Genomic DNA, 13,533 nt, shown 5'->3' on the forward strand with positions numbered 1-13,533 from the left:
CCATGTTCTCGATCCTTCCGAGCAGAAGGGCGCTCGACCTTACGCCGGGGATCGCCTCCGGGACAAGTCAGTGATGATGGCCTTCCGGCGCTTCCATTCGAAACGGAAGGTCGTCGACGTCGACGCCTGCCATCAGCTTCAGCACCGCATCGAACGCGTGAGGCTCGGCCGGAGCGACGTTGCTGATCAAGGCGTGATGATCGGCCGGCGAAGGGAGCAGCGGCAGCCGCTCGACGAGACCATCGCGGGCGATCTCCACGACGGCCTCGAGCCCCTTTGCGTGTTTCGAAATGGAAAGCCGCATGCGTTCACCCTCCGGCGTGTCGACAATCTCCAGCAATCCGGTCGCCAATCGGGAACTCACCGTGAACGCAGCGGGAGCGTGGTGATGCCCGTGGCTGCGATGGTTGGAGGGCGCTTCGGCGGCTGCCTCGGCGATCTGGATGCTCGCCGTACCCAGCGCCGGAAGATGGGCGTGAAGCTCATTGCGAAGCCTGGCCACGATGATGTTGGCATCCGCGACGGGCTTGTCGCCGCTGACCGAAATCGTAACGTCGGCATGGAGCCGGTGACCGATCCAGCGAGCCTTGACGTCCGTCAGGCGTTCGATGCCGGCGACATGCTCTGCTGCATGGTGGATCTCGTCCGTAATCCCCGGCTCGATGCCGTCGAGGCTGCGGGTGATGATGGCGCGCGCCGATTGCCAGACGATGCCGAAGATCGCGATGGTGATCAGCAGGCCGATGATCGGATCGGCGAGCGGAAAGCCGAGCCAGACCCCGACCGCACCGAGCACGACGGCCAGGCTTGTCAAACCATCGGTGCGGGCGTGGTAGCCGTCGGCGATCAGCGCGGCGCTGTTCATCTGCCTGCCGACACGGATGCGGAACACCGCCACGGCCTCGTTGCCGATGAAGCCGACGACGCCGGCGACGGCGACCGCCAGAAGCTGGGTGATCGGCTGCGGGTTCAGCAGGCGGTCGATTGCCTCATAGCCGGCGACGATGGCGCTGAAGAGAATAATCAGCACGATCAGCATGCCGGCAAGGTCCTCGACGCGGCCGAGGCCATAGTTGAAGGTTTTCGTCGGCTTCCGTCGGACAAGTGTGAAGGCGATCCACAAAGGAATTGCGGTGGCGGCATCGCCGATATTGTGGATGGTGTCGGCCAGCAGCGCCACGCTTCCCGAAGAGAAGACGACGACGAGCTGCAGGGCCGCGGTGATGGCCAGAATGACGAACGACCACTTGATCGCCCAGATGCCGCGCTGGGACGAGGCGATGCTCGGATCGACGACGCCGTGCGTATGCCCCTGGCCTCCGGCATCTCCATGCGAATGGCCGTGCGAGCCGTGACTGTGGCCATGGGATCGACCGCCTTGACCGAAACCGAACCATTCCCTGATGCTGACCAACATTGCAGATCTCTATCCAAGCTGGATTTAGACCTATCCCCCTGGAGAGGATAGGTCAAGTTGGCTTCTTGTCTGCAGGTGCGATCCAATTCCATGCGAGGCTCGAACGCTCCTTGCGAGTCTATCCGGCGCCGCTGTTCCAGCACCATTTCTTTCGTCGGCCCCGTTTGTCGAGCCCTGTTATCGGGTCTGTCCTGTCCTATATCTGCAAGCGTCGCAGCGGCCACATTCTGATGATCCCCGCGATAGGCGGATCTTCACCATGCCGGGCATCGCTTTCGATCAGGGCAGACATTCGCGCTCGAAGGCATCTCCGAAAGCCTCGGCATCCGTGCCGCGGCTGTGCAATCCGCCTCCGAGCGTTCCACAGATTTCAATGATTGATTGATAAGAGAGGAAAGACCATGTCGAGTCACACCGCAGCCCAATACAACGCAGCAAAGTCAGGTACCTTCAGGATCGGCGGCGATATCGAGATCAATCGTCTCGGTTTCGGCGCCATGCGCGTCACCGGCAAGGGCATCTGGGGCGAGCCTTCCGATCATGCCGAATCCATCCGCACGCTGAAGCGCCTGCCGGAACTCGGCGTCAACTTCATCGATACGGCCGATTCCTACGGCCCCGATGTCTCCGAATGGCTGATCAAGGAAGCGCTGCATCCCTATGGCGGCAAGTCGGTCATCGCCACCAAGGGCGGCCTGACCCGCCACGGTCCCGATATCTGGCTGCCCGTCGGACGTCCGGAATATCTGATCCAGCAAGTGCATAAGAGCCTGCGCAATCTCGGCGTCGAGCAGATCGATCTCTGGCAGCTGCATAGGATCGACCCGAAGGTGCCGGTCAGGGAGCAATTCGATGCGATCAAATCGCTGCTCGATAGCGGCCTGATCCGCCATGCAGGTCTGAGCGAAGTGTCCGTTGCCGACATCGAGGCGGCTTCGAAGCATTTCAAGGTCGCGACCGTCCAGAACCGCTACAATCTCGTCGACCGCACCAGCGAGGACGTGCTCGATTATTGCGCCAAGCACAATATCGGCTTCATCCCGTGGTATCCGCTGGCCGCCGGCGACCTCGCCAAGCCGGGCTCGCTGCTCGATACGATCGCCAAGAAGCACAATGCAGCCCCTAGCCAGATCGCGCTCGCCTGGGTGCTGAAGCGCAGCCCGGTGATGCTGCCGATCCCCGGCACCTCCAAGGTCAAGCATCTCGAGGAAAATGTCGCAGCCGTCGACATCACCCTCTCGAACGAGGAATTCTCCGGCCTCGACGGCGAAGGTAGGAAGGTCTTCAAGGCTGCTTGACGAGCAAACCCACGGTTTTCTGGTTGCGCTAGCCGCTGCCCCTCACCCTCTAACCCTCTAACCCTCTAACCCTCTAACCCTCTCACCCTCTCACCGTTCTGACGGGGCGAGGGGACGTGCCCTGCGAGAGGTTGCTGGGAACGGAGAGGTCGCGGCATATCCCCTTCGCCCCGCAAGCGGGGAGAAGGTGGCGGCAGCCGGATGAGGGGCAAGCCAACGGCGACGCCGAGGCCGCAATTTTCGGCATAATTTTGACCATCCGGTCAAACATGCTGCAAAATGAGGCGGTGACCTGTTGTTTTGAGGGTAAGCCTTGCATGCAGTGCATTGCTGCATTGCGGTATTTTCGCTATTCCGAATCAAAAGAATTGGCTATACCTATCTTCGTAAGCAGCGCACTCCTCCTCCCAGCGCTCTTACATCGGACTGACAACACTCCTCCTCCCAGTTGTCAGTCAGGATCAAGAGCCCGGCGCACCTCCTCCCGCGTCGGGCTTTTTTCTTTTCCCCCAAGTCCCTTTTCTTTCCGCCCCAAAAGGCTTCCACCGCCCGCGGTTTGACTCGACAAGCGTCGTCGGACTATTTGAACGGGCGCCGCCTGTCCGGTGCGTGAACCGATTGGAGTTGGTCATGATCGGCAGAAGGCGCGCCTCGCGCGCGGCCCTGACAGGTCTTTTGGTGGCAATGATGGCGCTTTCCGGCTGCGGCGGCAGGCCGGTCGGTGTCATGCAGGCGGCCGGCACCGTGCCGCCCGGCACGTCGAAGGTCGATCTTCTCGTCGCCACGACACGCGCTGCCGACGACAATCCCGCCGTGCTTTTCTCCGGTGAGCGCGGCACCGGGCTCGCCGTCAATGCCGTCGATGTCTCCATCCCGCCGGAAGCCAATCGCAAGGTCGGCCAGGTGCAATGGCCAAGCCGCCTGCCGGCCGATCCGCTGCGCGATTTCGTCACCGTTTCCGTCGATCCGCTGGAAGGCGAGCGGGCCGGCGAGACCTGGCTGAAGTCGCATATGCCGAAGAGCCGCCGCGTACTGGTCTTCGTCCACGGCTTCAACAATCGTTATGAGGATGCCGTCTACCGCTTCGCACAGATCGTCCACGATTCGCATGCCGACGTCGCGCCCGTCGTCTTCACCTGGCCGTCGCGCGGCAGCATCTTCGATTATAATTACGACAAGGAAAGCACCAACTATTCCCGCGACGCGCTGGAGGAACTGCTGACCCGCACCGCCGCCAATCCCGCCGTCAGCGACGTCACCATCATGGCCCATTCGATGGGCACGTGGCTCACCGTCGAAGCGCTGCGGCAGATGGCGATCCGCAACGGCCACGTCGCACCGAAGATCAACAATGTCATCCTTGCCTCGCCGGATCTCGATGTCGATGTCTTCGGCCGCCAGTTCGCCAGCCTCGGCAAGGACAGGCCGCACTTCACCATCTTCGTCTCGCAGGACGATCGGGCTCTGGCGCTGTCACGGCGCATCTCCGGCAATGTCGACCGGCTCGGCCAGATCGATCCCTCCGTCGAGCCCTATCGCAGCAAGCTCGAGGCCGCCGGCATCACCGTGCTCGATCTCACCAAGCTCAAGGGCGGCGACCGGCTGAACCACGGCAAATTCGCCGAAAGCCCCGAGGTGGTGAAGCTGATCGGCGACCGGCTGATTGCCGGCCAAGCGATCACCGATTCCAATGTCGGCCTCGGCGAGGCCGTCGGCGCCGTGGCGATGGGCGCTGCCCAGACCGCCGGAAGCGCCGTCAGCGTTGCCGTCAGCACGCCGATTGCGATCTTCGATCCGCGCACCCGGCGCAACTACGACGCCCAGCTGAAGCGTCTCGGCCAGTCGATGAACAATACCGTCGGTTCGGTCGGCGACAGCGTCGGCGCCGGCCTGCCGGAAAGCCAGTAAAAATTCCAGCAATTCCGTGATCCGGAAAAAACGGAAATTCTCTAGGCATCGCATCTTGTTGTGATATATCAGATTCATGACGGCACTTCTGTCTGCCGTGCGATGGGTTGATGGCATGGCGGATGAGACGAAGAAGAGGGTGGCGGTCGTCGGCGCGGGCGTGATCGGCGCCTCGATCGCTTTCGAGCTGCAGCGGCGCGGCCTTGATGTGACGCTGATCGACAAGGGCGAGCCGGGCCGCGGCACTTCTTTCGGCAATATGGCAAGCATTGCGCTCGATTTTGCCGCCGGCTCGGGTCCCTCGACCTGGAAAAAGATCCCCGGCTGGCTGCTCGATCCCGAAGGCCCGGTCTGGCTGCGCCCCTCTTATGCCGTAAGGATGCTGCCCTGGTTCTTACGCTTCCTGGCTGCCGGCCGGCCCTCGCGCCTCAGAGAGATCGAGGATGCCGGTATGCGCCTGTCGAACCGGGCGCTTGGCGATTTCAAAGAGATGCTCGAGGCGATCGGCGCGCCCGAGTTGATGACCGAGGAGGGCTGTCTCGCAATCTACGAGACCGAGGCGGAATTTGCCGCCGATCGCGGCCATCTCGCCATGATGCAGCGCTACGGCCTCGAATTCGAAATTTTGAGCAACGGCGCCATCCAACATTACGAACCCACGGTGTCACCGGCGATTGTCAAAGCCGTGCTGCTCCCCGACAACAAATCGATCCGCGACCCCTACAAGCTGGTGGTGAAACTCGCAGACGCCGCAAAGGCTGCCGGCGCAAGCTTCGTCTCCGGCACTGTCAGGAATATCGAGAGCCGGGGCGATGGCACCGTCGTCGTTCTCCTCGAGGATGGCAGGCGTATCGAGGCGGGTTCGGTCGTGCTTGCCGCCGGCGTCCACACCCGTTTCCTCGCCGAAAAGCTCGGCGAGCCGATCCCGCTCGAAACCGAGCGCGGCTATCACACGCAGATCATGAAGCCGGGCATCGCGATGCGCTATTCGGTGATCTGGCCGCATCGCGCCTTCATGGTGACGCCGACGGCGGGCGGCATCCGGGTCGGCGGCAATGTCGAGCTCGCCGGCCTCGATGCCGCGCCCGATTTCCGCCGTCCGCGTGTGCTGGTGCGCCATGCCCAGCGTGCGCTGCCCGGTCTCAAGGTCGAGGAGACAACGGAATGGATGGGGCATCGTCCGGCCCTGCCCGATACGATCCCGATCATTTCGCCCTCGTCGAAAATACCCGGCGTTTTTTATGCGACCGGCCACGGCCATCTCGGCCTGACCTTTTCGGCAACGACAGCGCTGGTGATCGCCGATATGGTGACCGGGCTCAAACCATCCCTCGACATGACGCCGTTCCGCATAGACCGCTATTAGGAGGCCCCGATGTCCGAAACCACCAAACCCGTCGCGCTGATCACCGGTGGCGGCCGCGGCATGGGCGAGGCGATCGCCCGCGAGCTCTCGGCGCAGGGCTATCGGCTGGCGCTGATGTCGCCGTCGGAAAGCTGCGAGAAGCTGGCGGCCGAACTTGGCGGCGTCGCCTCGCGCGGCGTGGCCGAAAAGGCCGAGGATCTCAAGGCGATCTTCGACCTGACGATGAAGACCTATGGCCGCATCGATGCCGTCGTCAACCTGAGCGGCCATCCGCCGAAGGGCGACCTGCTCGATATATCGGACGAGAACTGGACGCTCGGCTCGGACATGATGATCCTGTCGCTGGTGCGCATGGCCCGCCTGGTGACGCCGGTCATGCTGAAACAGGGCAAGGGCGCCTTCGTCAACATCACCACATTCGCCGCCTACGAGCCGACGCTGGTCTTCCCGGTTTCCTGCACCTACCGCGCCGCTGCCGGCGCCTTCACCAAGCTTTATTCCGATCGTTATGCGGCCGACAATATCCGCATGAACTGCATCCTGCCGGGCTATATCGACAGCCTGAACCACAAGCCCGAGACCGCCGAGAAGGTCCCGATGAAGCGCATCGGCCATGTGGAGGAGATCGCCAAGACCGCGGCCTTCCTGCTCTCCGAAGGCGCAGGTTACATCACCGGCCAGAATATCCCCGTCGATGGCGGCGTCACCCGTCACGTCTGATCTGGAGTTTTCGATATGAGATGGAAGCGCACGATCCAACTGCTGGATGTCCACGCCGAAGGCGAGATCGGCCGCGTCGCGATCGGCGGCGTGCCGAAGATCCCCGGCGATACCATCGCCGCCCAGCTGCACTGGCTGAACACCGATCCGAAGGGCGACGAGCTTCGCCGCTTCCTTTGCCTGGAACCGCGCGGCGCGCCGATCGGCTCGGTCAACCTGCTGCTGCCGGCACGGCACCCGGAGGCGGACGCCGCCTTCATCATCCTGCAGCCCGACCAGGCGCATGCGAGTTCCGGCTCGAACTCGATCTGCGTGACGACGGCCTTGCTCGAATCCGGCATCGTCGAGATGAAAGAGCCGGAGACGATCGTCACACTCGAAACCGCCGCCGGCCTCGTCAAGGCGACGGCGACCTGCCGCGACGGGCGCTGCGAGAAGGTCCGGCTGACCATGGTGCCGTCCTTCGTGCACGAGCTCGATGTCGCAATCGACACGCCGCATTGGGGAAAGATCAAGGCCGATATCTGCTATGGCGGTATCTTCTATGCGCTTGTTGATGTCGGCCAGATCGGTCTGACGATCGAGAAGGCCAATGCCGCCGGCCTCGTCCAGGCCGGCATGATCCTCAAGGAACTGATCAACCGCGACATCAAGGTCGTCCATCCCGAGATCCCGGCCATCTCCGGCGTCGCCTATGTCATGTTCCGCGATACCGAAGCCGATGGCACGGTGCGCACCTGCACCACCATGTGGCCGGGCCGAGCTGACCGCTCGCCCTGCGGCACCGGCAACTCCGCCAATCTCGCGACGCTCTATGCCCGCGGCAAGGCCAAGGTCGGCGACACCTTCACCTCGAAATCGATCATCGGCTCCGAATTCGAAGTCGGCCTCCAGGCGGTGACCGAAGTGGCCGGCCGCCCCGCTGTCATCCCCACCATCACCGGCCGCGGCTTCACCTTCGGCCTGACCCAGGTAGCGTTAGATCCCTTTGACCCGCATCCGGGTGGTTTTGCGCTGACGGATGTCTGGGGGCCGGCCGCCGGGGAGATATGAACGGTTGGACGCCGCATCCGACTGCCGCCACCTTGCCTCGGTCGAGCCACCGGTCTCGCCCCGTCTTTCCGACGACCGTAGACGGGGCGAAGGGATATGTCGCGACGTCTCGATTCCCTCTTCTCCCCAGCGGGGAGAAGGTGCCCGTAGGGCGGATGAGGGGGCCGCCGATGCCAGTCTTTTCAACAACGCCCGTGCGGCTTCGACCATGTCGGTATCGTTTTGCATGTTCAGCGCGCTTGCCGTCGGGGTGGCAATTACGGCAAGGGCGTGCCGTGTGGCCCCCTTGTATCTGCATGCCGGCACCTTCTCCCCGAGGGGAGAAGAGGATATGCGGCGACCTCTCCGTTCCTCGCCCGCCTCTCGCATGGCGCGTCCGCTCTTTGTCAGCAGCCTGAGATCTTAGCCCGACCCGGCTCAAAACCGTTGTAGAGGGAGCCGGCCGCGGCATCCTCCACGCTCCTCATCCTGAGGTGCGATCCGCAGGATCGCCTCGAAGGACACGTCGCAAACGCCACTCCTTGCATAGATCCGACGCCGAAATGCCCGCCTCGTCCTTCGAGGCCCCTTCGGGGCACCTCAGGATGAGGCTCTCTTGAATGCCGGCGCCAGCGACCCCACCAAGCTTCCGCGACCGACTGACCAAAGGTGACGCAGGCGCACTCTCGCGTAACAATATTCGAAACGCGATCAGCCCTGCCTGAGCTCAGCACCACCGGTGGCCAAGCGCATGGACGTCGGTCGAGGCTGGAATTTCGCCTGCTGATATCGCCTGGTTCAGGCGCGCCTTCAGGCGGTCGAGCGTGACGGCGCGGGCGGCGCGCACGAGTTCGCCGAGTTCCACGTGACCCTCGCTGCCTCGGTCATCCCAAGTGCGTGAGCATCCGTCGCTTAAGGTTTAGGATGAACGTTTTGGAGAGTGTGGAACGGCTGGTCGGCCAGATGGACAGCGCTTGTTTGCCGATGGCGTCAGGTCCTATGCGTTCGATGCCGACAAAGCCAAGCAACTTTGACCGAAAAGTGAGGCATTGATAAGCGTAACTTGAAGTCGGTAAGCTCGTGTCGGCTCTGATTCAGAGCCGACATAAGCGGCCCATCAACCGCGTTGCAAAATTCTGGCGCTGGCCTGGCCTGTGGCAAGCTTCTCGGCCGGCGCTGGCCTGCCAAGCAGATAACCTTGGCCGATGTCGCAACCCAGGTCCTGAAGCCGCTGAAGCTGGCTCTCCTCTTCGATACCCTCGGCCGTTATCGTCACGCCAAGTCCCACGCCGAGAGCGATGATCGCCCTGATCACCTTGTCTTGCTTATCGTCGGTTTCGAATGAAGAGACGAAACTCCTGTCGATCTTGATCTTGTCGAACCGGTAGTTGGATAGTTGCGAGAGGCTGGAATAACCTGTTCCAAAGTCGTCGAGAGCAATCCCGACCCCGGCATTCACCAGATCATCGAGGACGATTCGTGCCGTAACGGCGTCCCGGATGATGGCGCTCTCCGTCACTTCCAGTTCGACCCGGTGCGCGGGCAGACCGACATCGCCCAATATCTTGAGAATTCTGAGTCCGAGTAACCGATCGCTCAGTTGGATCGGAGAAAGGTTGAATGACAGGACGATCTCGCTTGGCCAGGAAAGCGCATCGGTGCAGGCGTGGCGAAGCAGTTGGTCGGTCAATTCGACGATCAGACCGGCTTCCTCCGCCACCGGAATGAATTCGTTCGGTGGGATGAATTCGCCGGAGGCCGTCTTCCAGCGTGCCAGCGCCTCGAAGCCGATAATCCTATTCGTTTTCAGGTCCACGAGCGGTTGATAGTAGGGAACGATCTCGGCCTTCCTGATGGCTGCTCTCAGATTAGCTTCCATCCGAATGCGCTTCGCCAACTCGTCCTGCATCGAAGGCACGAAGGGCTTCACCAGATTGCGCCCCTGCTTTTTGGCGACATACATCGCACAGTCGGAATGTCGAATGACTTGACTGAGGTCATCGCCGTTCTCCGGAAAAAGCGCGAAGCCGACGCTGGCGCCGAGGTCAACGGCGACACCATTGAATGTGAACGGCTTGCCGATCACGGTCACTATGCGGTTCGCCAACGCGGCAAGATCGGGATTTCCGGTTCGCCGCGCCAGGACAACGAATTCGTCTCCACCAAGGCGGAAAACGTGTTCGCGGGGAAAGAGGGAAGAGAGCCGCTGAGCAACAGTCTTCAGCACCGCATCACCGTGATCATGCCCCAGGAGGTCGTTGACCTTCTTGAAGCCGTCGAGATCGATGCTGAACACGGCGTAGGCTTCTTCGCTTTGATCGGTCATCGCCTGCGCGCATACGGAATGCAGAAACCTGCGGTTAGGCAGTTCGGTCAGCGTGTCGTGACAGGCAATCCAGTCTACGTTCTTTTCGGCCTGCAGCCGGCGATTGACCTCCCTCGAAAGATCCCGGATTCTCAGTGCGGAATAAATGAGCCCGAGAAACCCGGAGATATTGAGGGCGAGGAGCGCATGGTCCAGCGGATAGTCATGATGCTTCTCGATGAAACGATCCAGCCCTTCATGCCATTGGAGGAACCAAGACAGGCAGAAGAGAAGCAGGAAGACCGCCAGCCAGGCAACGATCTCCACCTGCGGTCTGGTTGGTTGGATGCGAGGCATATGAACAGGCTCCTGTTGTGTGAAGAGCCATCATGGCCAGCTCGAAGGACCGCATCGTCCCCGACATGCTTTCAATCAACAGCCGACATGGCTGATGCTCGTATCCCCGAATGCCGCGTCGGGCATTGCGGTCGTTGATCAAGCTGCGCAGCACCGACAAGTCCGTAAGATCGTCCACCTTCGAAGGTTAATGTCGCGTTTGCATTGACGAAGGTGCGGGCGTTTCGCTGCGTGAATTGGATATCTTTCCCGTAAATCGGATGAGGCTTCGATTCGATGGTGTCTGCCGGTCGCCGCCATCTGCCATTTTCGAATGGTTGAAGAACCCGCCGGAGGATCAGTAGTCCTTGAAGAGGAATGGGCGTGACGGATTTACAGCGCCCTCGCGTCTTTTCAGCATCCCCGCGTCGCCGGCGACCGCGGGCCGGCTCCGCAGTCTCGCCAGGGTAGGGCGCATCCCAGGGCCGATCAACCCGCCAGCATGTTATCCCCCAGGCTGTAGCAGTGGCTTGCCTGATAGGCGTTCCGACCTCGGTTCATGTGCGTCACATTGAAAGTCCGAATGGCGCGCAACATGCGGCGTTCCGCCAGGAATTTGCGGATCGAGGCGGAGCCTCGCACAGTGATGCCGAAAATGTCCTCGCCGCGTGGGAAAAAATAACCGACGTCTTCGGGCGTCGTGACGCAGTCCTCGAGAAAAGCCTCGTCCACATTGCCCTGCGCGGGTGAATGGTCGGTGGTGAAATGCGAAAGATGCACCAGGAACCGTGCACGCAGGCCCTCGCCGTCGGCATAGAGCGTGAAAAGCTCCATCCAACTCGCATTGACGCGGATGAGCGGCTTGTCGGACGTCGAGGGCAGGCACGAAACCGACCAGTAGTGACGCTCGGTCTTGCGCGGGATGGGGATGCAGGTTTGTCCGTATACGCTGAGAATTTCCAGAACATCTTGCGCCTGCGGGCGACGAAGCAGCTTCTCGAACCGTGCGACGTACTTGAACCGCTGTTCCAGGGACTCCGAGCGCTCCTCGGCGTCGATCAACTCCGCCTCGCATTCTATCCAATCGCGCTGTTGCTCAGGATCCAGAAACGTGCGCAGACCGGTAGTGCTGCGACGGGGAGACGTGCTCATGTCAGGTGCCATCTGAGATCCGTGTCCTCATCGCTTCACCGGCCTGATCCCGCACGTCTCCATACAGCCGCGCGACGTCGGCTCCTGGTGGTGAGGCGCCGTTCGCAGCCGAGCGATTTGCCGGCGCGGCGGACCAACGCACCGGCCGCACCATAACATCTATCGAACGAATGGCGAAAGACTGACCTTAGCCGGCCCGAAAGCCAAAGCTTACCGACGACCAAATCGCTGCGCACTTTTGCCGTTGTTCCTCCAGACGAAGGGGATCGTACATGCCGGGCACCCAGGCCCCGCCCTCTAGGATAGATCACCCCTTCTTCGGCGCCTATCCTGAACAGGTTTTGCCAACCGGCCGTTTTAAAGTTCTGTCTCTCGCAGCAGTTCGTTCAGGCGAGTGGCCCATTCCTTGTTGCCATCTCTGAACGGACCAAGCGCATCGCCGGCAGATTCGGAAAGATCGCTTGCAGCCGCAGCAAAGCGACGAGCCTGCTCACGATGTCCCACGGCCATATGGCAGCACGCCTGAATGCGCAGAAGCGCCGGCCAGTCAGGCCGCGCCTTTAGCGCCGTACGTCCCGTTTCGAGCGCGCTCTCGACGTTGCCCGAAAAGAACAGTGCAAGCATCAAGAGGCTGAACCAAACCCCATTCTGCTGATCATGGGGGTTGAGTTCGAGGCCGCGAGCCAGGGGCTTTCGCGCGCCGGCCGCATCCCCCGAAAAAAGACGGGCCATGCCGAGGACGAGATAGCCCAAGGCAAAACTCGAACCGAGTTCAATGGACCGTTCCGCTGCGAGGATCGCCTGGTCAGCCCTGCCTGTATAGGCAGACACAATTGCCAGCGCATAGTGCGAATATGGGTTCCGCGCATCGAGATAGATCGCCCGCAGGGCCGCATCCAATCCTTCCCTCCCGTCCGCGGCGGGGTTATCAGTCCAGCCGTAGGCAATGAGGCCCGCATTGACCCGCGCTCGCCAGATCTGCGCCTCCGGAAGCATGGGATCGAGCTCCGCAGCCTCGCGGAACAATCGCCGTGCGATTATGTGGGTGGACTGCGTGACCTTGTGGAACTTGAATGTGCCTTGCCGTACAAGGTCCCAGGCAGTGATGTTGCCGGTGTGCGGAGCCACCTGAAGCCCGTGGCGTAACAGCAGCTCGGGCTCGACCGCCGCCGCGATCCGCTCGGCGATGGCGTCTTGCACCGCAAATATCTCGGCCACCTGAAGATCGTAATGTTCGGACCAGACTGTGGCGCCTTTCGCTGCATCGGCGAGGTGCACCGATATTCGGATCCGATCGCCGGCATACCGGACAGCTCCATCCACCAGAAAATCGACGCCAAGTTCGCGCGAGATAGATTGCGGATCCCTCGAGCCATCCCTCCTTGTGAAACTCGCCCCATGTGAGGCGACGCGGAACCATCTGAACCGAACGAGCGCCATGATCAGATCATCGGCGATACCGTCGGCCAGATACTGTCTTTCAGCATCACCGCCGAGATTTTCGAACGGCAATACGGCAATCGCCGGGATCGAACTGGTCTGCGCATGCCATCTGCTATCGGCTGCGTCGGCCCGGCTCTCCACCGGACCGGCAAATCTGTACCCGACCCGCGGGACCGTGACGATCCATTCGCCGCCGTCTGATGCAGGGCCGAGCAGCTTGCGAAGGGCGGCAATCTGAACGGAAAGATTGCTTTCCTCGACGGCCAATCCCGGCCAAACCGCATCCATCAGGGCCGACTTGGAGACGACACCTCCCTGTGCCGAAAGCAGAGCGGCAAGCAGGGAAGTACCTCGGGCTCCGATAGCGACAGGCCTATTGTCGCGAAACAGGCATCCGTTCTCGGCAATGAACTCGAAGTGGCCGAAGGCAAGGTGCTGTGTGTTCATGGCCGAGATGATACGCGATTTCGCAGCTTTTCGGAATTTTTCGGCCCCGCTTCAGGACTTGCGCCGGCTGAGCGCGCAGAGTCTGCGCCAGTGCAGCGGTTGAAGTGGT

Annotated in this window: 9 protein-coding genes and 1 pseudogene; 5 read left to right on the forward strand and 5 right to left on the reverse strand. The window is 61.7% G+C overall.

Features of this window, described 5'->3' with window-relative positions; all coding sequences use genetic code 11:
• Positions 1–67: 67 nt before the first annotated feature.
• The gene (locus tag N2A41_RS00495) at positions 68–1,417 is read right to left on the reverse strand and encodes a cation diffusion facilitator family transporter (RefSeq protein ID WP_222386640.1); all 1,350 of its coding nucleotides are present in this window, start codon (positions 1,415–1,417) and stop codon (positions 68–70) included.
• Positions 1,418–1,818: 401 nt separating this feature from the next.
• On the opposite strand from N2A41_RS00495, the gene N2A41_RS00500 reads away from it, so the two are divergent.
• From N2A41_RS00500 to N2A41_RS00520, 5 genes are all read left to right on the forward strand, one after another.
• Positions 1,819–2,715, forward strand: a complete 897-nt coding sequence (locus N2A41_RS00500; protein ID WP_260109964.1) for an aldo/keto reductase — start codon at positions 1,819–1,821, stop codon at positions 2,713–2,715.
• Positions 2,716–3,345: 630 nt separating this feature from the next.
• Positions 3,346–4,623 carry an alpha/beta hydrolase gene (locus N2A41_RS00505; protein WP_260109965.1) on the forward strand — a complete coding sequence of 426 codons (1,278 nt, stop codon included), beginning with the start codon at positions 3,346–3,348 and terminating at the stop codon, positions 4,621–4,623.
• A 115-nt stretch (positions 4,624–4,738) separates the two neighbouring features.
• Entirely contained in the window at positions 4,739–5,989 is a 1,251-nt protein-coding gene (locus N2A41_RS00510) for an NAD(P)/FAD-dependent oxidoreductase (RefSeq protein ID WP_260109966.1), read from the forward strand.
• Positions 5,990–5,998: 9 nt separating this feature from the next.
• Complete coding sequence (locus N2A41_RS00515; RefSeq protein ID WP_260109967.1) at positions 5,999–6,709, forward strand: SDR family oxidoreductase; 711 nt, start codon at positions 5,999–6,001, stop codon at positions 6,707–6,709.
• Positions 6,710–6,724: 15 nt separating this feature from the next.
• Complete coding sequence (locus N2A41_RS00520) at positions 6,725–7,762, forward strand: 4-hydroxyproline epimerase (RefSeq protein WP_260109968.1); 1,038 nt, start codon at positions 6,725–6,727, stop codon at positions 7,760–7,762.
• A 724-nt stretch (positions 7,763–8,486) separates the two neighbouring features.
• Here N2A41_RS00520 and N2A41_RS00525 read toward each other — a convergent pair.
• The 4 genes and pseudogenes from N2A41_RS00525 to N2A41_RS00540 form a co-directional block, all read right to left on the reverse strand.
• A pseudogene (locus tag N2A41_RS00525) lies at positions 8,487–8,624 on the reverse strand (TetR/AcrR family transcriptional regulator); the annotation flags it as partial.
• Positions 8,625–8,858: 234 nt separating this feature from the next.
• The gene (locus N2A41_RS00530) at positions 8,859–10,403 is read right to left on the reverse strand and encodes a putative bifunctional diguanylate cyclase/phosphodiesterase (protein WP_260109969.1); all 1,545 of its coding nucleotides are present in this window, start codon (positions 10,401–10,403) and stop codon (positions 8,859–8,861) included.
• A gap of 468 nt (positions 10,404–10,871) precedes the next feature.
• Positions 10,872–11,546 carry a hypothetical protein gene (locus N2A41_RS00535; protein WP_260109970.1) on the reverse strand — a complete coding sequence of 225 codons (675 nt, stop codon included), beginning with the start codon at positions 11,544–11,546 and terminating at the stop codon, positions 10,872–10,874.
• Positions 11,547–11,891: 345 nt separating this feature from the next.
• The gene (locus N2A41_RS00540) at positions 11,892–13,424 is read right to left on the reverse strand and encodes a winged helix-turn-helix domain-containing protein (RefSeq protein WP_260109971.1); all 1,533 of its coding nucleotides are present in this window, start codon (positions 13,422–13,424) and stop codon (positions 11,892–11,894) included.
• Between the last annotated feature and the right edge of the window lie 109 nt (positions 13,425–13,533).

Origin of the sequence: Rhizobium sp. SRDI969 (assembly GCF_025152725.1) — a bacterium.
Classification (GTDB): Bacteria; Pseudomonadota; Alphaproteobacteria; order Rhizobiales; family Rhizobiaceae; genus Rhizobium; species Rhizobium leguminosarum_I.